We start from the raw sequence: 24,317 nt of genomic DNA on the forward strand, positions 1-24,317 counted from the left end.
TTTTCTTAAAGCTAAAAACATCTGTGATGACACAGATGTTTTTTATATGCATCAATAGTACATATATATACTTGATAACTATTTAATGATAGGTTTTTTTTGAATAAAAATTCATTTTCTTTTAACTAGTAGTTGTAAAATTCAGAATTTATCTTATAATTACCTATATGATAGGTATACAGGATTGAAAGGGGATGAAGGCGTTTATTAAAAAACAGCTTGTACATGAATTGGTTGCTGATGAAATTAAGCAATATATTAGAACTCACAGCATCCAAAAAGGGGATAAGCTCCCATCAATGGGAGAGCTTGCAGAAATGTTCAGAGTAAGCCGGACGAGTATCAGAGAAGCTCTGAGACAGCTTGAAGCCGTTCACTTCGTTGAGATTATCAATGGAAAAGGAATTTTAGTAAAAGATGCTGATTTTCATCACCTTCAGACACGAATTAAAATTGAATGCGATCTGGAGTATCTATTGAATCTATGTGATGTGAGAAGGGGGCTTGAGGGCAGGGCAATTGAACTTGCAGTCAAAAAGATAACAGAAGTGCAGCTGGAGAAAATGGAACATAATCTCATGATCTTTAAAAAAGTCAAAATCCTGACTGCTGAATCTGTTCAGGCTGATTATCTTTTTCATCAAACTTTATATGAAGCTTCACATAATCCTGTCCTGACAAAAATGATCATTACTGTATACAATGATTTTTACGAATTTTGGGAAAAGCATGCAGACTTGTCGTCTTTTTTTGAAGATACCTATCAGTTTCATGAAGACCTATTTCATTGGATAAGAGAGAAGGATGGATATAGAGCTAAGGAAGCCTTTCAACTTATGGTGGATGTGCTGGAAGCAAAGATAAGAGAACTACTATAGAGAAACGGGGTAGAGGGATGGGACAAAACAGGGATAATCAAAAGGTTGCAAAAAAAGCGTTAGTTGCAAGTTTAATAGGAAGTTCAATTGAATGGTACGATTATTTTCTTTATGGAACAATCGCAGCTCTGATTTTCAGCAAGCTGTATTTTCCGTCTGGAGATCCGGTTGTCGGTTTGATGCTTGCGTATACGTCATTTGCATTGCCATTCTTTATCCGTCCGCTTGGAGGAATAATTTTCAGTCATATAGGGGATAAAATTGGACGGAAAAAGACACTCGTTATGACACTGTCACTTATGGGCGGTGCCACAGTTCTTATTGGCCTTCTGCCTACATATGAATCAATCGGTATTTGGGCTCCAATCTTATTAATCCTTCTTCGCCTTGTTCAGGGGCTTGGTATTGGAGGCGAGTGGGGTGGTGCATTGCTGCTTGCAACCGAATATGCACCTCCAAAAAAGAGAGGGTTTTTCGGAAGTATTCCTCAAATGGGTGTTACAATCGGCCTTCTTCTTGGTACGCTCTCGATTTCAGTCATGACGCTTCTGCCTAATGATCAATTTGAAGCCTGGGGATGGCGGGTACCATTTGTTCTAAGTGCCTTATTAGTACTTCTTGGTTTATGGATCCGAAACGGCATAGATGAAACACCTGCATTTAAAGAAGCTAAAGAGTCAGGCACCATTTCGAAAGTTCCTCTGGTTGACACGTTTAAATATCATTGGAAGGAAGTTTTAATTGCTGTAGGTGCTAAGGTTGTCGAAACAGCTCCGTTTTATATATTCGGCACGTTCATCATTTCATATGCAACATCGAATTTGAATTTTGACCGAAGTGATACCTTAAATGCTGTCACAATTGCAACGTTCGTCACAACGATTATGATTCCTTTTATGGGCAAGCTTTCTGACAAAGTTGGTCGAAAACCTCTATATATTGGGGGCACTATTGGTATGATTCTATATGCATTCCCATATTTTTACTTATTGTCACTTGATTCAGTATTCTGGTTGACAGTGGCTACTGTTATCGGCCTTGGCATTATATGGGCTCCTATTACTGCTGTTTTAGGTACGATGTTTTCTGAAATCTTCTCAACAAGCGTGCGCTATACAGGAGTAACAGTCGGTTATCAGCTGGGTGCAGCCCTTGCCGGAGGAACAGCGCCTCTGATTGCAACTGCCTTACTCAGCGCTTATAACAATTCATTTATTCCTGTTGCCATCTATATGATTGCGGCTGCAATTATCTCACTTACAGCTGTTTTGTTTACCAAGGAAACAAGACCTGTGGAAACGGATGGAGAACCTCAATCAAAGGCAGTATAAATGGAAAATCAGGGAGGCAATCATCCATGCTTGTGCTAAATGAAGCGTCAATAAAGAAAATTTATTCTATGAAGGATTGTTTAAAGGATACGGAGCAGGCATTTAGATACTATCAATCAAAGCAGACAAAAGCTCCTGTCAGGATGTCAGTTTCATATCCGGAAGCGGAGGCAGAAACTCTTTACATGCCGTCATTCATTGAAGCAGAGAAATACATGTCTGTAAAAGTGGTCAGTATTTTCCCGAAAAATGCAGAGGAAGGCAGAGATGTGCTACAAAGCGTGATTTTGCTTACAGATGCGGTAACTGGAGAACATAAAGCCATAATGGGAGCGAGTTACCTTACAGTACTGCGGACAGGTGCATCAAGCGGTGCAGCCACTAAATATCTGTCAAGAAAGAACTCGAAAATTCTGGCGGTTATTGGATGCGGCGCACAGTCAATTGGACAGATTCAAGCTGTTATGTCTGTCAGGGAGATCAATGAAATCATTCTTTATAACCGGACGTCTGGCAAAGCTGAAGCATTAAGAGAAATCCTGCTTGAGCTTTATCCTGATTGTCAGGTTTATATTGAAGGAAATCCAGATGCAGCTGTTCATAGAGCTGATATTGTTAATTGCAGTACAAAATCCTCTGTGCCGCTGTTCAACGGAGACATCATTAAACCTGGTACTCACATCAATGCGATAGGCTCCTACCTCCCTCATATGCAGGAAGTAGACTCTAAGACATTAAATAAGAGCAGTAAAATTGTTGTTGATACAATTGAAGGGGTTTTACAAGAAGCGGGTGATTTTCTTATTCCTATAGCAAATAATGAGTGGCAGCCCCAGTCGATTTATGGAGAAATCAGTGAAATCATCTGCAGTGAAAAACCGGGCCGGACAGATGAGGATGAGATCACATTTTATAAATCAGTTGGAATTGGCTATTTAGATACGATGGCTGCTATCAGCATTTATAAAAAAGCAATAAAATCCGGATTAGGCCAAGAGATAAATTTATAGAGAGCATGAAAATAGACCCTTGTACAACAAGGGTCTATTTACTGTTTACTGGTTACCGCCCTTTTTTTCTCTCCCAGTCATACAAAAGTAAAATTCGGATTAACTGAATGATTTCATCTTATGATAGAATGTAAATTGTAAAGATTTAAGAATAGTAGAAACTTTAGCCCTGTTTTTTTATAGTCAAAGGGATGGAGATCTTACATATGATTTTTTGCAAGAATCAGGGGTGCTTTTACATGACAGCTACAGATGAATTAATCCGGTTTCTCGATGAAAACATCTCAACTTTTATTTCTGCATGGCGGCAGAAAATTACCATTTCAGATGATGATCTGCATCAGGAAGAGGTAGAAAAAAACGGGATGAAAATGTACGAGCTTGTGAAAAAGACGATTGTTCAGCCGCTGAGTTCGGATGAAATCGATGTTCTTGCCAGCAAGGTCGCACTTGAAAGAGTAGAAGCTAATGTTAATATCGGCGATTTTATCAATAATGTTAACCTTGGCCGCCGCGAGGTTATCCGCTACATTGTGAGTTCCGGCATTTCCAGGGAAGAACTTCAGCCTTTTATCGAAGAAATTAACATCCTTTTTGATCAATTTTCGTATTTTTCCGTAAAGAAGTACACGGAGGTAAAAGAAGAAATTCTGCAGGATAAGATCTCATTTATCGATCAGAGCCATAAAGAGCGCCTGACGATTCTCGGGCAGATGTCTTCAAGTTTTGTACATGAGTTCCGTAATCCGCTGACGGCTGTAAAAGGATTTATTAAACTAATGCAAAGCGATCATCCGAATCTGAAATACCTTGACATCATCAGCCATGAAGTTGACCAGCTGAACTTCCGCGTGTCTCAGTTTCTGCATGCTTCCAAAAAAGAAACGATTGAAAGCAAGCGCGAAAAGTTAAAACTTGGAGAGCTTTTTGATGAGGTGCTCGCCTTTATGTATCCCAGTCTGCTGGACGGGAGCGTTAAAGTGCAGGAGGGTCCTAAGAAAAATTCTTCTATTTATGCAAGCAGAGATGAACTGAGACAGGTGTTTTTAAATCTGATGCTCAATTCCATTGACGCTCTTCAGAAGGTTAACGCCAACAGAACGATAACCATTGATTTTAAAGAAGACAGCAGCACGGCATACGTACATATTTCAAATAACGGACCGATGATTCCCCAAAAACAGATTGAAACGATTTTTGAGCCCTTTTTTACAACGAAAGAACTGGGCACAGGGATCGGCCTGTATATTTGCAGGAAAATCATCGAAAGCCACGGCGGCACCATTTCTTGCCTGTCGGATGAGAGGACGACAACCTTTACGATTGCTCTCCCTATAAGTACTTCATAATTGGCCTGAATCTCTTCAGGCTTATTTTAGGTTTGTGACGAGCTTCGATGTAATGACTGCCATGAACAAAGTGCTTGCAATAAAACCCGTCAGCATTTCAGAAGCAGCGGCTATGTTTGAGATAAGACCAATGGAGGAAATATCCCCAAAGCCAGTGGTTGTAAAGGTCGTTATGCTGTAATATAAAAAATCATTGCCGGACAAATGGTCACCTGAGAATTTAAAGGCTTTGTCACCGAAAAATCCATAAATTTGAAAATAAAGATTCGCGTATGATGTTACGATAAGCATGAGAAGAAGACCTGAACCAATAAAAATGCTCTGCAGCCTTTCTTCCGTTTTTGGTACAGCCACGATAAATTCAAACAGGAAATAAAAACAGACAGCAAGGACAGCTGTAGTGAGAGTGATCATGATTATACTGGAAGCAGTGATTTCAAAAATGGACTCAACGACGAGCAGGCTGATCATCAGAACGTTTAGGATTAGATAAAGAAAGAGCTTTTTTTTAGTAAAATCATATTTCGAAAACATGAAATCCCTCTAATTTCCGTCATGTTCATTATTTTCCCCCCGCATTGTCATCTGATGCAGTCAGATTGTCAGTACCTTCTGCTTGTAAGTTCTTCTCTCATGCTTAATAATATTTATATCTTTGTTTTTGACATCACTAAGGAAAAGGAGATGAACTCCATGCAGCTTAGAGTTTCGGCCGTTCAGTATGATCTGCGCACAATTCACTCATTTAAGGAATTTGCAGATCAGGTTGAGCACTATATTAAAACCGCAGAGGAATTTGGAACGGATTTTGTTCTTTTTCCCGAATTTTTCACTACTCAGCTTATGTCTATCGGCAATGCTGAGGGACAGGTACTGTCAATTGATGAACTTCCTGATTATACAGAACAGTATCTGGAGCTTTTTAAAGGTCTCGCAGCAAGTACAGGCATGCATATCATCGGCGGGACACATGTAATCAAAAAAGAAGGGCGCCTTTATAATGTTGCTCATCTGTTTTATCCGGACGGACGGGTGGCAGAGCAGGCAAAGCTCCACATCACGCCGACTGAAGTTCATGAATGGGATATGACGCCGGGTGACGAACTCCAGGTGTTTGAAACGGACAAAGGGACCATTGCCATGCTGACGTGCTATGACATTGAATTTCCTGAAATCGTGCGGATCGCAAAAGCGAAAGGTGCTGATGTGATTTTCTGCCCTTCATGTACAGACGACCGCCACGGATTTCACCGCGTCCGCTATACAAGCCATGCCCGCGCGATTGAAAATCAGGTGTACGTTGTGACGACCGGTACTGTCGGCTCGCTGCCGACTGTCGATTTCATGAGAGGGAATTTCGGTCAGGCTGCCATCATCACACCGAATGATGTGCCGTTCCCTCCAAAGGGGCTGGCTGCAGAAGGCGAAATTAATCAGCCGATGATCGTAACCGCTGACCTCGATTTAGAGCTTCTTTATAAAGTGCGTGCAAGCGGATCGGTTACAACCTGGCGCGACCGCCGCACCGATTTATATCCCGATTGGGAAGCCAAGCAGGGGGACCGTACGCTGCTGTAAGGAGGAGAATCCTTGTACAGAAAAGAATTTTTTGTTTTCGAAGACAGTGTTCCTGTTAAAGCAGTTGTAAGAAGCTATGAAAAAAATGACTTTGATTCACTGATTCAGATTCAAAAGGAAAGTTTTCCGCCGCCGTTTCCGCCTGATCTATGGTGGAAAAAGGAACAGCTTGAGCAGCATGTGCATTTGTTTCCGGAAGGCGCTCTCTGTATAGAAGCAGATGGAGAAATCGCAGGATCAATGACAGCTCTGCGCGTACACTTTGATCCTGCCCGCCCCCATCATACTTGGGAAGACATAACCGACAGCGGCTATATCACCCGAAGCCATAAGCCGGACGGAGATACGCTCTATGTTGTTGATATTAGCGTCAGGCCAAAGTTCAGAAAGCTGGGTCTTGGGAAATGGCTTATGTTTTCCATGTATGAAACGGTTGTGAAGCTTAACTTGAAGCGGCTGGTTGGCGGAGGAAGAATGCCGGGTTACAGACAGCACTCAGATCATCTCACTCCTGATGAGTATTTAGAGGAAGTAGTGAAAGGGAACCTGAAAGACCCCGTCCTGACGTTTCTGCTTAGATGCGGAAGAACTCCGCTCTCTGTCATCCCTGACTATCTTGAAGATGATGAATCATGTAACTTTGCCGCCCTGATGGAATGGAAAAATCCATTTAATAGGTAGGCGAGGCTGCTTAAAATCCCAGGTTCAGTCCTGGGTTTTTTTATTCAATCAATCAGGTATTTTAATGTTCTGACTATGAGCAATCCGGTTTACAAATGATTGTAGACGCGTTATGGTAATAGCACATGTTATTCCGACTAAATTTATATGAAAAGGAGTTTTAAATATGGCTGAAACAGCAATTCATTCACCTTCACGGGCTAAAACCACCGTTGTATCTGAAATGAAGCCTGTTCAAAAACCGCTCGTTGCGGCGGGATTGCTTGCAGCAGTTCTATTATTTGCAGCCATTTTACTGGCAGCGGGAGGTACACAGAGCGTTCTGTATATAATCGGATTGCTTCTTGGTGCAACTTTGCTTCATGCACGATTCGGCTTTACTTCTGCCTTTAGACGACTCGTTTCTGTAGGGAATGTTCAGGGTCTTCAGGCTCATATGCTGATGCTCGCCATAGCATCCGTCTTATTTGCCGTCATATTAAGCACAGGTTTCAGTTTTACAGGAACAGCCCCGGCAGGATACGTATCTCCTGTAGGGGTAAGTGTTATCGTAGGCGCATTTATGTTCGGCATTGGCATGCAGCTGGGCAACGGCTGTGCTTCAGGAACGCTCTATTCAGTGGGCGGCGGATCATCATCCATGATTCTGACCCTTGTATCCTTTATTGCAGGATCTGTTATTGGAGCCTACCATTTTACTTTCTGGATGGAAGATATGCCGGCCCTTCCGCCGGTCTCTCTAGCAACATCCACGGGTCTCGGCTATGGCGGTGCACTGATCGTCCAGATTGCTGTATTTGCTCTTATTTACTGGATCACCATACAGATTGCCAAAAAGAAAAATCCGCCTATGATGAAACAGCTTCCTACCGTAAAGGGCTGGAAAAAGATTCTCCGCGGATCATGGCCGCTATTTGCAGCAGCGATCATTCTTGCGCTGCTTAATGCATTGACACTGTCTATCAGGGGAAACCCTTGGGGCATAACATCAGCTTTTGCCCTTTGGGGTGGAAAAGCATTGATGGCCGCAGGAATTGACGTTTCATCATGGGGTTATTTCACCGGTGCAAACGGAGCAGCATTAACAAAAACCGTTCTTGCGGATTCAACAAGCGTAATGAATTTCGGCATCATCCTTGGCGCATTTATTTCTGCAGCCGCGCAAGGAACGTTTAAGCCGGGAAAAATTAAACCTGGTGTAGCAGGTGCATCCATTATCGGCGGCCTGCTTATGGGCTATGGCGCCCGTCTTGCTTTCGGCTGCAACATCGGTGCCTATTTTGGAGGAATTGCTTCATTCAGTCTTCATGGATGGGTTTGGATGGTCATGGCTATGCTTGGAACATTCCTCGCCTTATTTATCCGGCCGATTTTCGGACTGAAAAACCCTAAACCAACAGATTCTATTTGCTGAGAACTCTCATTCCTGAGAGTTCTTTTTTAGTGCAATCGATCTAATGTGGATAAGCCTGAAGACTTTTTCATTTACGAAACCGCTTTCTTCCATTACGATACTAAAGAAGACTACAAAGGAGGAAATACATATGACGTATCAAGCTAATTCCGATCGCTATGAATCGATGACGTATAACCGCTGCGGGAATTCCGGGTTGCTGCTGCCTGCAATCTCGCTTGGGCTTTGGCATAATTTCGGCGGAGTGGACTCTTTTGAAAACGGACGTGCCATGCTGCGCAGGGCTTTTGACCTTGGGATTACTCATTTTGATCTTGCCAATAATTACGGGCCGCCGCCTGGTTCTGCTGAAGAAATGTTCGGACAGCTTATGAAAACGGACTTCGCGCCATACAGAGATGAACTGGTTATTTCATCTAAGGCCGGGTACCGGATGTGGGACGGACCGTACGGGGAATGGGGTTCAAAGAAATATCTGATTTCAAGTCTTGATCAAAGCTTAAAGAGAATGGGACTGGACTACGTAGATATTTTTTATTCTCACCGGCCGGATCCTCATACGCCGCTAGAAGAAACAATGGGAGCACTCGATCAGATTGTCCGTCAGGGAAAAGCCCTGTACGTCGGAATATCAAGTTATTCTGCTGAGCAGACAGAGGAAGCGGTGAAAATCCTGAACCGTCTTGGAACACCGCTATTAATTCACCAGCCAAGCTATTCCATGCTGAACCGCTGGATTGAAGAAGGATTGCAGGATGTGCTGCAGGAAAATAAGGTAGGTTCGATTGCATTTTGTCCGCTTGAGCAAGGTCTGCTCACAAACAAATACGTCGGAGGCGTTCCTCAGGAATCACGCGCTGCAAAAGCAACAGGAGCACTTCAGGAAGATCGCGTAACAGAAGAGCTTGTAGGAAAAATTAAGAAGTTGAACGAACTGGCTGCAAAACGCGGACAGAATCTTGCACAAATGGCATTGGCATGGGTGCTCAGGGAAGGGCGTGTAACTTCTGCCTTGATCGGAGCGAGCAAAGTGAGCCAGATTGAAGAAAATGTGGCAGCTCTGAATCATCTTGAATTTACTAAAGACGAGCTCTCACAGATTGAAAGCATTTTGTCAGAATAGTATTAGACAGCCTTGCAAGCTTTGCAGGGCTTTCTTTATCCGTTTTTATAAAAAAATTCAGCGTCTAAAAAAGGATTTTTAGTGCGGAAGACTAATTAGTCAATATAATGACAGTTTTTTTTATATCAACTATAAGTGAAGGCTGGTGATTGTTTTGAATGAGATCAGAGTTGGAATGGTTGGGTATAAGTTTATGGGAAAGGCTCACAGTCTAGGTTATCGAAATGTGCCGTTTTTCTTTCCTGACAGATCAAAGCCTGTTCTGAAGGCAATCGCAGGAAGGAACGAAGAAGGTGTTATGAAAGCTGCTAAAGAACTTGGGTTTGAGAGCTATGAAACAGATTGGAGAGAATTAATCAAGCGAGATGACATTGATTTAATTGATATAGTGACTCCAAATCATTCTCATGCTGAAATTGCCATAGCTGCCGCAGAAGCAGGAAAACATGTCATTTGCGAGAAGCCTCTTGCTCTAAATGCGGAGGAAGCTGAGAGAATGCTTGCAGCCGCTGAAAAAAACGGTGTTGTTCATATGATTTCCCATAATTACCGCTTTGCTCCTGCCGTTCAATATGCCAAAAAGCTGATTGAAGAGGGCAGGCTCGGAAAAATCTATCATGTCAGGGCTACCTATTTGCAGGACTGGCTCATGGATCCTGATTTCCCGATTGCATGGAGGCTGAAAAAAGAAATAACAGGATCTGGAGCCCTCGGTGATATTGGTGCACACATCATTGATCTTACAAGGTTTTTAGTAGGAGAAATGATAGAAGTCGTTGGGGCTATGGAAACCTTTATAAAAGAAAGGCCAATTGAAAATGAGCCTGGAAAAACGGGCATAGTGGATGTAGACGATGCTGCTTCATTTATTGCAAGATTTGAAAACGGTGCGATGGGGGTTTTTGAAGCAACACGTTTTGCAGCCGGCAGCAGAAACCGCAATTGTTTTGAAATTAATGGCGAATATGGATCGATTAAATGGGACCTTGAAAATATGAACAACCTTCATGTTTATTTATCGGAAGATGACGAAGGCCTGCAGGGCTTCAGGGTCATCAATTGCACAGAGGAAGTGCATCCGTTTGCTGATGCTTACTGGCCGGCCGGTCATATTATTGGATATGAGCATACGTTCGTCAATTTAATATCCGAACTAATGGAAGCGATTTCAAAAAAGAAATCCCAAAAACCTGATTTCTTTGACGGCCTGCAAAATCAGCTCATTCTTGATGCGATTGAACAATCAGCCATAGATAAAAAGTGGATAAGCATCCCGCAGAGGGCTAAACAGATCCGGGTGTAATCTTTCAGTAAAAATTTCTTTTCTTACCCGAATAAAGTTGTTATATTGAATATAACAACCATAGAAAGGTGACGATATGACAACTTTTAACCCTCTTTATCTGAAGGTGTATCAATCTCTATTGAATCAAATAAAAAGCGGCACCCTTAAACATGGAGAGAAAGTTCCCTCTGAGAAAGAATTGGCAGAGCAATTTGAAGTGAGCAGAATTACATCAAAAAAAGCACTCGATCTCTTATCAGAAGAACATTATATTGAAAGAATTCAGGGGAAGGGTTCGTTTGTTACGTATGCCGGCTCGGGGAAGGATGCTGCACCTCCTCCTGAACGCATAAGTCAGACCCGCAAATTGATCGGCTTTATTCTCCCCGGGTTTGATGAAAGCTACGGAATGGATCTTGTCAAAGGGATTGAAAAACATTGCAGTGACTATGGTTTTACGGTTTTGTTCAAATTGAGCTACGGGAAAAAAGAAGTAGAGGAACGAGCTGTTAATGAATTTCTTGACATAGGGGCAGAGGGCCTGATTGTTTTTCCTGTTCATGGTGAGCATGTGAACAACAAATTGCTTGAACTTGTTTCAAGAAACTTTCCCGTTGTTCTCATTGACCGTTTTATTAAAGGGATACCTGCCTCATTTGTCTGCACGGACCATCAAAAAGCAGCTGGAGAGCTCACTGCTCATCTCTTTGACCTGGGTCATAAAGAAATTGGCTTTTTGTCTCCGCCGCCGGATGGTACGACAGCCATTGAAGAACGCATCATGGGATTTCAGCTTGCGCATTCTGAGTTTGGAATTAAGCTTAACAGAGAATATATTCTGACCGAAATAAAAAACAGCATGCCTGTTCACAGTGCAGGCAATCCAGACATTTTTAAGGAAGACATTCTTAAACTTGATTCTTATTTTGCAAAGCACAAAAACCTTACAGCTGTGGCGGCATGCGAGCATTCAATTGCAGAACTGGCGGTTGAAAGACTGCGTGCAGCAGGCAGAAAAGTTCCTGAAGATATTTCTGTCGTCTGCTTTGATTCTCCCGGCAACGGCCGAATTCATTTCACACATATTAAGCAGGATGAATGGACAATATCCTTTAATGCGGTAAATCTTCTGATGGAAAAGATGTCTGATCACAAGTTTGCAGTTCAGCATATCTTTGTTCCTCACAAAGTTGTTGAGGGTGAAACAGAAAAACCAATGCATCGCGTTACGTACTAGGCCTGAATATGCAGGCCTATTTTTTTATTTTTATAAAATTCGGAAAAATAGGTTGACTTATAAATTATCAACCAATTAATATATTAACTATAAAACATATCAACATGACAAGTCATTATGTTATTTGTAAGCGCTTTTATAACTTTGGAGGGAGGTTATGTTCACAGTTTTCCATTCATTTAAAACAGGGGGAGTTTTGATGAAGTGTGTAAAAAGTTTACTTACAGTAGTAATGATTTGTTTTTTGCTTGTCGCAGCAGGCTGCAGCTCTGAATCATCTTCTAATAAAAGTGGAGACGGAAAAACGACCATCACATTTTGGCATCCGATGACAGATATTACAGGTGATGCTGTAAATGAGGTTGTGAAAGCATTTGAAAAAAAACATCCGGATATTAAAGTCAAGTCTGTTTACATTGCCAACCAGGGTGAAGGATCCAACGAAAAACTCCTGTCCTCTATTGCGGGTGGAAATCCCCCGGATGTTGCCTATTTTGACCGTTTTGAAATTGCTTCGTGGGCCGCACAGGGTTCACTTGAAGATTTAAGTGATCTTGCTGCAAAAGATAAGATAACGAAAGACCAGTTCTACCCATTTGCATGGGAAGAAGCGTCATATGAAAATAAACTTTACGGACTGCCGACCACTACAGATTCAAGGCTCGTCTACTACAATAAAAAGCATTTCGAAAAAGCCGGGCTTGATCCGGAAAATCCTCCAAAAACAATTGCGGAACTCGAAGATGCAGCAGAAAAATTGACGATTAAAGACGGAAAACGCTTTTCCCAAATCGGTTTCATTCCATGGCTTGATCAAGGCTGGTTCTATGGATGGGGCTGGGCTTTCGGCGGCGATTTCTATGATCCTGAAACAAAAGAAGTAACAGCTGACGATCCGAAAAATGTTGAAGCGCTTCAATGGATTGCCGATTATGCAAAGAAATACAACATTGAAGACATTACAGCCTTTACGAATTCACAGGGGACAGGCGCGATGGATCCGTTCTTAACAGAGCAGATCAGCATGAAAATCAGCGGACCCTGGACGGTCTCGGCTATTAATAAATTCAAGCCGGATCTTGAATACGGCGTATTCCCGATACCAACTCCGACAGGCGATAACTACTCGACTTGGTCAGGAGGCTGGTCTGTCGTCATCCCTAAAGGAGCAAAAGAGAAAGAAGCAGCCTGGGAATTCCTTAAGTTCTTCAGCGGAGAAGAAGGGCAGAAAATCTTCAGCGGCATTGCCAAAGATTTCTCAATTAAAGATTCTGTCAATGAAGAATTAGGTTATAAAGATGACCCGATTCTAAATGAGTTTGTTGAGATCCTGCCATCGAGCAATCACAGACCAGTTATGACTCAGGGAACTCTTTACTGGAATGAATTAGCGAGTGCCGTGGAAAATGCAACACGGGGGAATGGCGAGCCTGATGAACTTCTTAAAAAAGTAAATGAAAAAGTGGAGAAAGCATTGAAATAAAAGGCCTGGGGGATTCTTGCTCCAAAGAATCCCCTCTGTTAAGGAGGGAAGTAAGAATGCAGCAGCCCGAACTGAGCACATCGGTTACCGCTAATAAGACAGCAGCTGTTAAAAAGAAAAAATGGAGAAATAAAACATCCTTGTACGGCTGGCTCTTTGTCACCCCATGGCTTCTTGGTCTTATTATTTTTTACGCTTTTCCTTTACTGTCTTCCATCTATTTCAGTTTTACGACTTACAGCATTCTTCAGCCCGGCGAGTTCGTCGGCCTTCAAAATTACAAGGATTTGATGAATGATGATTTGTTTTGGAAAGCTGTAGCCAATACGATTTATTTCGCCGCTTTATATGTTCCGTTAAGCATTATTTTCGGAGTATGTCTTGCCATGGTACTGAATTTGAAGATCAGAGGCATGACCGTATACAGAACGATTTTTTTCCTCCCGACTCTGGTGCCTCAAGTAGCGCTTGCTGTTTTGTGGATGTGGCTGCTTAATCCGCAGTTCGGGCTTGTCAACGGAATGCTTGACCTCTTTGGCATACAAGGTCCTGCATGGCTAGGAAGCGAAACATGGTCAAAACCTTCCATAGTGATCATGTCATTATGGGGCATCGGTCAGGCAGTTGTCATTTATCTTGCGGGACTGACAGATATTTCGGAAGACTATTACGATGCTGCAGAAGTGGACGGTGCGAACTGGTTTCAAAAGACCGTGCATATCACGCTTCCGCTTTTAACGCCTGTTATCTTTTTTAACCTTGTAATGGGTGTCATCGGTGCTTTCCAGCAGTTTGCTTTGCCTTATGCTCTAACCGGAGGGCAGGGAACTCCGGCAAATTCTCTGACGTTCTATGTCATGTATCTCTATGACAATGGATTTAAATTTTTCAAAATGGGCTATGCATCTGCCATGGCATGGATCTTGTTTGCCATCATCATGCTTCTGACAGCTGTTATTTTTTCCACCTCAAAACGCTGGGTTCACTATCAGGGCAAATAAGGAGGGAATGAAATGAAGAAAAGAACGTCAAAAAGCATTTTTGCTCATACCGTGCTGATTATCATGTCTGTCTTTTTCCTGGTGCCGTTTATCTGGATGCTGTCGACCTCTCTCAAGGATCAGACTCAGATTTTCACGTTCCCTCCTGAATGGCTGCCATCGCCGCTTAAATGGAGCAACTATGGGGATGCAATTGAGTATATTCCGTTTTTTACTTATTTGAAAAATACGGTTGTCATCACAGTCTTCAGCACTATTGGGGCAGTTATTACGTGTCCGCTTGTTGCGTATGGATTTGCAAAGCTTAAGTTTAAAGGAAGCAATGCGCTTTTTATTATCACGATTGCGGTGATGATGATTCCAGGTCAGGTGACTATGATCCCTTTGTTTATCTTATTTGAAAAGCTGGGGTGGGTGGGAAGTCCGCTGCCTTTAATTGTTCCGGTCTTTTTCGGGGTACCTTTTTACATATTCCTCCTCAGGCAGTTCTTTCTCGGACTTCCTGATACGCTTATGGACGCAGCAAGAATTGACGGAGCAGGCGAGTTCAGAATCTACTGGCAAATTATGCTGCCGCTTGCAAAACCAGCGGTTCTCTCAGTCGGATTGTTTCAGTTCATGGGCATCTGGACAGATTTCCTCGGTCCGCTCCTGTATTTGACAGATGAAGCTTCTTATACCCTGTCGCTTGGTCTGCAGCAATTCCAAAGCCAGCGGGGAACAGAGTGGGGATTAATGATGGCTGTGTCGACATTAATGACGCTGCCGATTATCCTGCTGTTTTTCTTTCTTCAAAAAACGTTTATTAAAGGAATCACCTTCAGCGGCATTAAAGGATAAAACACATTTACAAATAGAAAGGAATGGTTAAGTATGATGAAGAATAAAATCGGCATGAGAATTCCTCCGCATTTCACAGCAGAAGGACTGGAGTACACAGCGAAATGGGCAAAAGAAAACGGGATCGGCGTTCTTGATCTTCCTTATTTAGATCAAGATGTTCAAACCATTCTGTCCGATTTTGGTCTTGAAGCGGGCTCCATTGATGGAAGAGGAGCAGTAGGCGGTACAGCCTTGCTCAGCGAAGATGAAGAAAAACGCGCTCAGGCTGTACTTGCCTTAAAAAATCAATTTCAGGAAATCTCTTCATTAGGCGGAAAAGTGGTTTTTATGTGTCTCGTTCCTGAAAACAGTCTTCAGCCTGTCAGCCGCTCGCTTGAGATTTGGAAACAGACGTTTCCTGAAGTGGTAAAGCACGCAGAGAAAAACGATTTATACATCACGCTTGAAGGATGGCCGGGTCCTGCACCGCTTTTCCCGACACTGGGCGCTACTCCTGAAGTTCTCAGGTATATGTTTAAAGAAGTCCCTTCAAACCATTTCGGAATTAATTATGACCCGTCCCATTTGGTCAGGCTCGGAATTGATCCTCTGAAATTCCTGGAAGAGTTCGGCTCAAAGGTGCTGTATTGCCATGGGAAAGATACATTACTTCTCCAGCAGCAACAGTATGCTGCCGGACACTTGCCTTCCGTTTTTGGCGCTAAGTATGATTTTTCAGAAGGGCCGTGGAGATACACAATTCCTGGCGAAGGTGAAGTTGACTGGAAAAAAACAGCTGCAAAACTTGAACAGCTTGGATACGCGGGACCTGTCAGCATAGAGCTTGAAGATCACAACTACTGGGGGTCGCTTGCTAAAGAGCAAGAGGGAATCAAAAAAGCTAAAGATTATTTAGAAACAGTTTTTCAGAAAGAAAAAACGGAGGGAATCGCTAATGTCAACCATTAAAATTGGAATTATCGGAAGCGGCGGAATTGCCGTCCTTCATGCAAAAGCCTATCAGCAAATGAAAGATGTAACCATTGCAGCAGTAGCTGATGTAGTTCCAGGAAAAGCGCAGGAATTTATTCAGATGCTTGGAATTGAAGGTGCTCAAGCGTTTGACAATCACCTGGATCTGCTGGAGCTTGATCTTGATGGTGTAAGTGTCTGTACACCAAACGTCACACATCACCGAACAAGCATTGATTCGCTGCTCGCCGGCAAACATGTTTTAGTTGAAAAACCGCTCGCAGTCACTCTCCAGCAATCGATTGACATGGTTGAAACAGCACGCCGTACGGGGAAAATGCTATCGGTTGGATTTCAGCCGCGCTATGATCCAAATATGAAAAACATTAAAGAAATCATTCAATCCGGCCAGCTCGGGGATGTGTACTACATACAGACTGGCGGCGGAAGAAGAAGAGGCATGCCTGGCGGAACTTTTATAAATAAAGATCTTGCCGGTGCAGGAGCCATGGCTGATATTGGCTGCTATTCACTAGACCTTGCCTTGCATGCACTGAATTATCCTAAGCCGCTGACCGTTTCAGCCTACACATCCAATCATTTCGGAACAAATCCACTCTATCATCATGAAGCAGATCGATTTGAAGTAGAAGATTTTGGTGTGGCGATGGTCAGACTTGAAGGCGGAAAAGTGCTGAACTTCAAAATTTCCTGGGCGATGCATATGGATTCACTCGGCCCGACGCTGTTTCTCGGCAAAGATGCGGGACTCAAACTTACACCTGCAGGAACGGGACCGTGGAGCGGTGTGTGGGACGGCGGTATAGGGAGCATTTCCATGTTCCATGATATAGCCGGTCAGCATGCTGAGACGACAATCCCGGTAATTGACCACAAGATTGATATTTTCCATGAAAAAGTAAGAGACTTCGTAGCAGCGATCATTGAGCAGCGTCCTGCCCCGATCCCGGCAGAGGAAATTTTAATTAACCAGGCGATTATCGATGGCATTCTGCGCTCCTCTGAACAGGGGCGGGAAGTGGAGATTAAGGTTCCTGTGTTTGCTTAATTAGGTGCACCCCTCACCAAGTGGAGGGGTGTTTTTTGATGTTCTTGATGGTGGCAATAGGATGTTTAGGTCCATCAAATGTGGGAACTCTGTTCTTGATGGCACTTATGCAGCAGAATGGAACCATCAAAACTGAAATCTGTGTTCTTGGTGGCATTTATCCAGCGGAATGGAACCATCAAAACTAGAATCTGAGTTCTTGGTGGTACTTATCCAGCAGTAAGGAACCATCAAAACTGGAATGTGTGTTCTTGGTGGCACTTATCTAGGTGAAAGGAACCATCAAAACTAGAATCTGAGTACTTGGTGGCACTTATCCAGCGGAAAGGAACCATCAAAACTGAAATCTGAGTTCTTGGTGGCACTTATCCAGCGGAAAGGAACCATCAAAACTAGAGTCTGTGTTCTTGGTGGCACTTATCTAGGTGAAAGGAACCATCAAAACTGGAATCTGTGTTCTTGGTGGCACTTATCCAGCAGAATGGAACCATCAAAACTGAAATCTGAGTTCTTGGTGGCACTTATCTAGGTGAAAGAAACCATCAAAACTGGAATCAGTGTTTTTGATGGCACTTATCCAGCAGTTCAGAACCACCAAAACTGAAATCTCTTTTCTTGGTGGCACTTATCCAGCAGTTCAGAACCACCAAAACTGAAATCTCTTTTCTTGATGGCACATATCCAGCAGTTCAGAACCACCAATACTGAAATCTCTTTTCTTGATGGCACTTATCCAGCAGTTCAGAACCATCAAAACCCTAATCTGTATTCTTGATAGCACTTATCCCGCAGTCTAAAACCACCAAAATCAAATTCTCTGTCCTTGACGGCACTATTCAAACAGCGTCAAGCCGAACATGACAGTTCTTAACGCACAATCCATCACAAACCTTATCATTTGATAATTTTTTTCGAGGCAAGCATACTTAATCATAAATGATGCGAAGGAGTGAACGAAATGAAAGCAATAGGTCTGTACAAGTATTTGCCGATTGAACATGAGGAAAGCCTGATTGATCTGGAAATGGAAACACCAAAGCCGCAGGGCAGAGATTTGCTTGTGGAGGTTAAAGCCATTTCTGTTAACCCGGTTGATACGAAGGTCCGTGCGCCAAAGGATCAAACAGAAGAAACGCCTAAAATTCTTGGATGGGATGCGAGCGGAATCGTCGTCGAATGCGGTCCAGACTGCAAGGATTTTAAACCAGGAGATGAAGTGTATTATGCGGGCAGTATTACAAGACAGGGTTCTTACAGTGAATTTCAGCTGGTTGATGAACGGATAACTGGTAGAAAGCCCGCTAATCTCTCGTTTCCGGAAGCGGCAGCTCTTCCTTTAACTGCCATTACAGCCTATGAAGGCCTTTTTGACAGAATGGGGATTGATCCAGATAACCACAGCAGAAATCAGCAGAAATCCGTGCTGATTATTGGCGGGGCGGGCGGAGTCGGCTCAATAGCTGTTCAGCTGGCAAAATGGGCAGGGCTTCATGTCATTGCAACCGCATCACGCGAAGAAACGGTGAAATGGGTAAAGGAACATGGAGCAGATGCTGTGATTAACCATCATCACCCGATGAAAAGTCAGATTCAGGATCTCGGCCTCGCTGACCCTGACTATATTTTCTGCCTTAACAACACAGACTTGCACTGGGAAGGAATGAGTGAAATCATTAAGCCCCAGGGAACGGTCTGCTCGATTGTGGAAAATAAAGAGCCTCTTGACTTGAATCTTCTTAAAAACAAGAGTGCTGCATTTGTATGGGAGTTTATGTTCACTAGAGCGATGTTTGAAACAGAAGATATGGATCAGCAGCAGGTCCTCTTGAACAGAATCAGCAAACTGATCGAAGAAGGGGCATTAAAAACAACAGTGAACGAAACATTAAGCCCTATAAATGCCGATAACCTGAAAAAAGCTCATGAAAAGATTGAATCCGGAAATACAATTGGAAAAATCGTTCTTCAAGATTTCTAAAACAGCCTTAGGGCTGTTTTTTCAGTAAATTCAAAAAATAATTGAAGTCTGTCGAATTGAGTGTTTTAATAGAGTTATAACTTGTCTGATATGTGATATCCGAAAAGGAAGGAGGGGTGAACCGTGCAAATTGAAAAGATTGTCACAAAGAAGGTTTCTGAAACGGTGAGCGAGCAGCTGGAACACATGATTGCTTCAGGGGCGATTTCTCCCGGTGAGAAACTTCCTTCTGTGAGAGAGCTCTGCGATCAGTTCGGGGTAGGACGCTCTGCAGTCCGTGATGCAATAACTGTTTTAAAAGGAAAGGGTTTAGTTACCGTGAAGCAGGGGGAAGGCACCTATGTAACCCCTTTTGACTCTTCCAGGATCTTTAATCAGAACCTCTACTTTTCTGACCCGAAAAAGGTGACTGAGCTTTTTCAAGTACGAAAAATCGTGGAGACAGGAATGGCCGAAATGGCTGCAGGCAACAGGAGCGAACGTGATCTTGCTGAGATGAAGCATATATTGGATTCACCCGGAGATTCACCATGGGAAGATGATTACCGTTTTCATTCGGCGATTGCAAAAGCGACGGGCAATCCGCTTCTGATGCAGTTTGTTACCTTCATTTCAGAAACGATTAAACACTCAATGATTGACTTTCACCGGTTTATACAAAACAGCCCGGAAACCGTCAAAACGATTTCCGCACACCACGAGCAAATCTTCGAGAGCATTTCTTCAGGACATTCCAGTCAGGCAAAAGCCTGCATGCTGGAACATTTAACATTCGTAGAATCCATCCTTCATAAGAGTCTGCACCAGAACCAATCCTCATAGACTGACAGCAGAATAACCTGATTCCAATCCTGTTTGCTGCAATGACTTATTTATTGAAGGAGGAAGGTTCATGCCGGCAGACTTAACGGCCATCTTGCCAGATGAAAAAGTGCTCCATAAAACAGAATGGAACCACTTGCTTGGAAATAACGGCGACATCACCGTTTTTCCTACAACAGAGGAAGAAATTTCAGAAGTCGTCCGTTACGCAAGTGACCATGGAAAAAAGATCTCCATTATCGGCGGCGGAACGAAGAGGGGATTTGGCGGATTATCAGATTCGGCAGACATACAGCTCTCTTTGTCCAATTACAAGGGGATAACAGAACATACGCCTGGAGATATGACCGTGACAGTTAGAGCAGGTACGCCGTTTAAAGAACTGCAAAGCTTTCTGGCACAATTCGGACAGATGGTGTCACTTGATCCATCCTGGCCGGAACATGCAACAATCGGCGGAATTGTCGCCGCAAATGAAAGCGGTCCCAAAAGGCTTGGATACGGATCGGCACGGGATTCTGTCATCGGGCTCCGCATCGTTTATCCAGACGGGAAAGTCATACGCTCCGGAGGCAGGGTCGTAAAAAACGTGGCAGGCTACGATATGAACAAGCTGTTCGTTGGATCAATGGGGACGTTGGGCGTTCTATCAGAAGTTACATTAAAACTAAGGCCGCTCCCTGCCTGTCAAAGCCTTGTGCTGCTTTCATATCCAGAAGAAATGCAGGAAGCGATGAGAACGTTTTCCGTACAGCTGCTCGATTCAGCGCTTGAACCTGTTGCACTGGAACTATTAAATCCTGCTTTATCCAAACGCTTAACTGGACAGAAAATGAATACACTGGCTGTGAGCTTTGAAGATTTCGAGCCTTCTGTCCGCTATCAGGAAGAAGTTCTGAAAAAAATGGTTCCAGAACATGTGCAGATGGTCATTTTCCCTGAAGTTGAGACAGTGAAATTCTGGGAACGCTTTTACACAGCTGCTCCAAATGCTTATACGCGCAAGCCAGGTTCAGTTACAGAGGCATCACTTAAGGTCGGGCTTAAAAACCTGGATGTATTTAATCTTATGGAGATTGTGGCAAAATCAGCAGGCACTTCACCTGAAGCCCACGGAGGCTTAGGACACGGATTGTCAAAAGTTCATTTGCGAGGCAGCAGCCAGGATGTGCTTGCCATGATTGAAGCGGTCAGAGCTTTAGCAAAGGATCTCGGCGGCTACGCCATCGTTACCCATTTGCCTTATGCCATGCGCCACAAAACAGAGGTATGGGGCGAAAAACCGGATTATTTTTTCCTCATTGAAGGCATTAAAAAAGCGGTTGATCCTTATTCTGTTTTAAATGATAAACGCTATTTGGGAGGAATCTGACGTGAGTATAAGAGAAAGCGATCTGAAGCAGGGCGCTCCTTCATGTGCAGATGCCACTCTCAGCAACTACCTTTGGAAAGATCATCCGGATGAGAGCAAATGGGCAGACTGCGTGCACTGCGGAATGTGTCTTGAATCGTGTCCTACTTATGAAATTACCGGCCAGGAACAGCATTCGCCGCGGGGCAGGGTGCATCTAATAAAATCAGTGGCAGACGGCAAACTTGAAGTCAATGAACAGTTTATGGATCCGGTGTTTGCATGTCTTGACTGCCGGGCTTGCACGACTGCCTGTCCTGCAGACGTTGATGTCGGCGGTCTCATTGAAGAAGCAAGAGGGCAGATTCGCCAGGCCATGCCGCTTACAGGTGCGAAAGGAGCTGTAAGTCATTTCTTTCTGAAAGGCCTGTTCCCTCATCAAAACAGGCTTCATGCTGTCGGAAGCCTTTTGAAGTTTTACCAGAAAAGCGGCTTACAGAAAGCGGTCCGGAAGACAGGAATGCTTAACGTTATGCCAAAACATCTTGCAGAAATGGAAGCCATCATGCCTGAGATCAAACAGCCGGTACGGTCAAAATACAAAAAGCAGCCGGTGGTACAAGCTGAAGGAACCCCAAAAGCTGATGTCGCCTTTCTGACAGGCTGTGTTATGGATGTGATGTTTGGAGACATCAATCAATCAACGGTCAATGTGTTAACCCGTAACGGAAACAATGTGGCGATTCCGCAAAATCAGACGTGCTGCGGAGCTCTTCATGTGCATGCGGGCGACAGGGACACGGGCAGAAAGCTTGCCAAACAGAACATTGAAGCGTTTAAAGATGCCGACACTGTTGTCGTGAATGCCGCAGGCTGCGGCTGTATGCTGAAGGAATACGGCGAGCTTTTCAGGGAAGTAGACACAGAATGGCATGAAAAAGCAGAAGCTTTTGCAGAGAAAGTAGTGGATGTTTCTAAATACTTGCATGATTCGGGATATGAAAAGCCGAAAGCAGAACTGAACACGAGAATTACGTATCACGATGCATGCCACCTGGCACACGGGCAAGGGGTGCGAGAAGAGCCGCGAGACTTGCTTTTAAACATCCCTGGAGTAGAGATGGTGCACATGCCGAATGCCGACAGATGCTGCGGAAGTGCCGGAATCTACAATATTACAAACCCTGAAATGGCAGGTGCGGTCCTTGAGAGCAAGATGGAGCATGTACCTGAAGATGTTGAAATGATCTCCATGGGCAACCCGGGCTGCATGCTGCAAATGGCAATGGGCGTTCAGAAATACGGAAGAAGCCAAAAGGTCGTACACACCGTGCAGCTTCTAGACTGGGCGTATCAAAAAGAAAAACTCGAGGGGGAGTAAGCAATGGCCGTCAAAAAAATCCGGACAAAGGACAAACATATTGTCAGCCTCGCTTCTCTTGTTGGAGGCCCCGGCAATATTCTTTACCAGAAGGAAGATTTGATCGCCTATGACTGCGACGGATTTACGATCCACAAGCATTTGCCAAAAGCGGTTGTCTTCCCAAAAAATACGGAGGAAGTTGCGGCTGTTGTCAAATACTGCTCCATGAACAAGCTTCCGTTTTTAGCAAGAGGAGCGGGCACGGGTCTAAGCGGAGGCGCCATCCCGATTAACGGAGAAGTGATTATCAGCCTTGTGAAAATGAAAAAGCTGATCAGCGTTGATCTTGAAAACAGAAGAGCAGTCGTTGAACCGGGCTTTGTAAATCTCAAACTGACAAACTCAATTGCAGATAGGGGCTACTATTATGCTCCGGACCCGTCCAGCCAGTATTGCTGCACAATAGGCGGCAATGTAGCGGAAAATGCAGGAGGTGCCCACTGCCTGAAGTACGGTGTAACAACGAATCACATCCTCGGCCTCCAAGTGGTCCTTCCTAACGGTGACATTACGGAGATTGGGAGCAGCGGGATACCGGATACCCCTGGCTATGACCTGCTTGGTTTGCTGACAGGCTCAGAAGGAACGCTTGGAATTGTGACAAAAATAACGGTCCGAATCCTGAAAAATCCAGAAGCCAAACAGACGGTTCTTGCCTATTTCGACCGGGTGGAAGACGGCAGCGCTGCCGTTTCAGATATTATTTCCGCAGGCATCGTGCCGGCAGCGCTTGAAATGATGGACAAAACAGCAATCGAAGGGGTAGAGGCGGCTGCGTTTCCAGTCGGCCACCCGAAAGATATTGAAACAGTCCTTTTAATAGAAGTAGACGGCATTTCAGCCGGGATTGAAGATCAGATTGCCCAGATACTCGCCGTTTGCTCAAAATGGAACGTTCGTGAGGTGAAGGCCGCACAGAGCGAAGCTGAGCGCGCACGCTGGTGGGCAAACCGGAAGACAGGATTTGGGGCAATGGGGGCAATCTCACCGGATTATCTTGTTCAAGATGGCGTTATCCCGAGAAGCAAATTACCTGAAGTTCTTGAAAAGATTAATGAAATCAGCCTGGAATCCGGCCTGCGGATCGCCAACATCTTTCATGCCGGTGACGGAAACCTTCATCCGCTCGTTTTGTTTGATTCAAGAATTCCGGGGCAGACAGAGCTTGCGCTTGAAGCGGGAAGCGCCTGTCTTCAGGTTTGTGCAGATGCAGGGGGGACCATCACCGGAGAGCATGGCGTCGGCATTGAAAAGCGGGAGGAAATGAGATTTGTTTTTACAGATGAAGAAATTGCCGCCCAGACAGACATTAGGTCCGTCTTTAATCCTGAGAATCTGTTAAATGCAGGAAAGCTTTTTCCGAGCCCGGGAAGGTGTGCTGAAGTGAAAAAAGAGATGAAAGAAATGAAAACAGCGGGAGTTTAATAGAACGGCAAATGATTATTTAACAGAATGTTCTAACATCTATTGAAAGGGCTATCCCAGTCATGCTATGATTTTTTTAGCATAA

21 protein-coding genes are annotated in these 24,317 nt (G+C 43.9%); 20 read left to right on the forward strand and 1 reads right to left on the reverse strand.

Annotated elements, in window-relative coordinates:
* Positions 1-194 precede the first annotated feature (194 nt).
* From RKD52_RS11195 to RKD52_RS11210, 4 genes are all read left to right on the forward strand, one after another.
* The gene (locus RKD52_RS11195) at positions 195-878 is read left to right on the forward strand and encodes a FadR/GntR family transcriptional regulator (RefSeq protein ID WP_454099796.1); all 684 of its coding nucleotides are present in this window, start codon (positions 195-197) and stop codon (positions 876-878) included.
* A gap of 17 nt (positions 879-895) precedes the next feature.
* Entirely contained in the window at positions 896-2,209 is a 1,314-nt protein-coding gene (locus RKD52_RS11200) for an MFS transporter (RefSeq protein WP_454099797.1), read from the forward strand.
* Positions 2,210-2,235: 26 nt separating this feature from the next.
* Positions 2,236-3,219 carry an ornithine cyclodeaminase family protein gene (locus RKD52_RS11205; RefSeq protein ID WP_454099798.1) on the forward strand — a complete coding sequence of 328 codons (984 nt, stop codon included), beginning with the start codon at positions 2,236-2,238 and terminating at the stop codon, positions 3,217-3,219.
* A 239-nt stretch (positions 3,220-3,458) separates the two neighbouring features.
* Positions 3,459-4,568 carry a histidine kinase N-terminal domain-containing protein gene (locus RKD52_RS11210; protein ID WP_454099799.1) on the forward strand — a complete coding sequence of 370 codons (1,110 nt, stop codon included), beginning with the start codon at positions 3,459-3,461 and terminating at the stop codon, positions 4,566-4,568.
* Positions 4,569-4,589: 21 nt separating this feature from the next.
* On the opposite strand, the gene RKD52_RS11215 is transcribed toward RKD52_RS11210, so the two are convergent.
* Positions 4,590-5,102 (reverse strand): hypothetical protein, encoded by a 513-nt coding sequence (locus tag RKD52_RS11215; protein ID WP_454099800.1) that lies wholly within the window; start codon positions 5,100-5,102, stop codon positions 4,590-4,592.
* A 159-nt stretch (positions 5,103-5,261) separates the two neighbouring features.
* Here RKD52_RS11215 and RKD52_RS11220 point away from each other — a divergent pair, with 159 nt between their 5' ends.
* From RKD52_RS11220 to RKD52_RS11295, 16 genes are all read left to right on the forward strand, one after another.
* Positions 5,262-6,146 carry a carbon-nitrogen hydrolase family protein gene (locus RKD52_RS11220; RefSeq protein ID WP_454099801.1) on the forward strand — a complete coding sequence of 295 codons (885 nt, stop codon included), beginning with the start codon at positions 5,262-5,264 and terminating at the stop codon, positions 6,144-6,146.
* Positions 6,147-6,158: 12 nt separating this feature from the next.
* On the forward strand, positions 6,159-6,827 hold the full coding sequence (locus RKD52_RS11225) for a GNAT family N-acetyltransferase (RefSeq protein WP_454099802.1): 669 nt from the start codon (positions 6,159-6,161) through the stop codon (positions 6,825-6,827).
* 166 nt (positions 6,828-6,993) lie between these two features.
* Positions 6,994-8,241: a YeeE/YedE family protein gene (locus RKD52_RS11230; RefSeq protein ID WP_454099803.1), complete on the forward strand. Its 1,248-nt coding sequence runs from the start codon at positions 6,994-6,996 to the stop codon at positions 8,239-8,241.
* Between the two features lie 130 nt (positions 8,242-8,371).
* The gene (gene mgrA / locus RKD52_RS11235) at positions 8,372-9,364 is read left to right on the forward strand and encodes an L-glyceraldehyde 3-phosphate reductase (RefSeq protein ID WP_454099804.1); all 993 of its coding nucleotides are present in this window, start codon (positions 8,372-8,374) and stop codon (positions 9,362-9,364) included.
* A gap of 148 nt (positions 9,365-9,512) precedes the next feature.
* Positions 9,513-10,667 carry a Gfo/Idh/MocA family protein gene (locus RKD52_RS11240; RefSeq protein WP_454101199.1) on the forward strand — a complete coding sequence of 385 codons (1,155 nt, stop codon included), beginning with the start codon at positions 9,513-9,515 and terminating at the stop codon, positions 10,665-10,667.
* A 76-nt stretch (positions 10,668-10,743) separates the two neighbouring features.
* Positions 10,744-11,886: a GntR family transcriptional regulator gene (locus RKD52_RS11245; protein ID WP_454099805.1), complete on the forward strand. Its 1,143-nt coding sequence runs from the start codon at positions 10,744-10,746 to the stop codon at positions 11,884-11,886.
* 199 nt (positions 11,887-12,085) lie between these two features.
* Positions 12,086-13,369 carry an ABC transporter substrate-binding protein gene (locus tag RKD52_RS11250; protein ID WP_454099806.1) on the forward strand — a complete coding sequence of 428 codons (1,284 nt, stop codon included), beginning with the start codon at positions 12,086-12,088 and terminating at the stop codon, positions 13,367-13,369.
* A 56-nt stretch (positions 13,370-13,425) separates the two neighbouring features.
* Positions 13,426-14,370: a carbohydrate ABC transporter permease gene (locus RKD52_RS11255; protein WP_454099807.1), complete on the forward strand. Its 945-nt coding sequence runs from the start codon at positions 13,426-13,428 to the stop codon at positions 14,368-14,370.
* Between the two features lie 12 nt (positions 14,371-14,382).
* Positions 14,383-15,210: a carbohydrate ABC transporter permease gene (locus RKD52_RS11260; protein ID WP_454099808.1), complete on the forward strand. Its 828-nt coding sequence runs from the start codon at positions 14,383-14,385 to the stop codon at positions 15,208-15,210.
* 33 nt (positions 15,211-15,243) lie between these two features.
* Positions 15,244-16,161: a sugar phosphate isomerase/epimerase family protein gene (locus RKD52_RS11265; protein WP_454099809.1), complete on the forward strand. Its 918-nt coding sequence runs from the start codon at positions 15,244-15,246 to the stop codon at positions 16,159-16,161.
* Complete coding sequence (locus RKD52_RS11270) at positions 16,148-17,233, forward strand: Gfo/Idh/MocA family protein (protein WP_426865730.1); 1,086 nt, start codon at positions 16,148-16,150, stop codon at positions 17,231-17,233. Before RKD52_RS11265 ends, RKD52_RS11270 begins: the two co-directional genes overlap by 14 nt.
* Positions 17,234-18,191: 958 nt before the next feature.
* Positions 18,192-19,211: a zinc-binding alcohol dehydrogenase family protein gene (locus RKD52_RS11275; RefSeq protein WP_454099810.1), complete on the forward strand. Its 1,020-nt coding sequence runs from the start codon at positions 18,192-18,194 to the stop codon at positions 19,209-19,211.
* A 123-nt stretch (positions 19,212-19,334) separates the two neighbouring features.
* Positions 19,335-20,033 (forward strand): FadR/GntR family transcriptional regulator, encoded by a 699-nt coding sequence (locus RKD52_RS11280; RefSeq protein WP_454099811.1) that lies wholly within the window; start codon positions 19,335-19,337, stop codon positions 20,031-20,033.
* A 70-nt stretch (positions 20,034-20,103) separates the two neighbouring features.
* Positions 20,104-21,405 carry an FAD-binding oxidoreductase gene (locus RKD52_RS11285; protein ID WP_454099812.1) on the forward strand — a complete coding sequence of 434 codons (1,302 nt, stop codon included), beginning with the start codon at positions 20,104-20,106 and terminating at the stop codon, positions 21,403-21,405.
* Position 21,406: 1 nt separating this feature from the next.
* Positions 21,407-22,765, forward strand: a complete 1,359-nt coding sequence (locus RKD52_RS11290; protein WP_454099813.1) for a (Fe-S)-binding protein — start codon at positions 21,407-21,409, stop codon at positions 22,763-22,765.
* 3 nt (positions 22,766-22,768) lie between these two features.
* On the forward strand, positions 22,769-24,232 hold the full coding sequence (locus tag RKD52_RS11295; protein ID WP_454099814.1) for an FAD-binding oxidoreductase: 1,464 nt from the start codon (positions 22,769-22,771) through the stop codon (positions 24,230-24,232).
* Positions 24,233-24,317: the final 85 nt, after the last annotated feature.

The organism is Metabacillus sp. SLBN-84 (assembly GCF_053629595.1).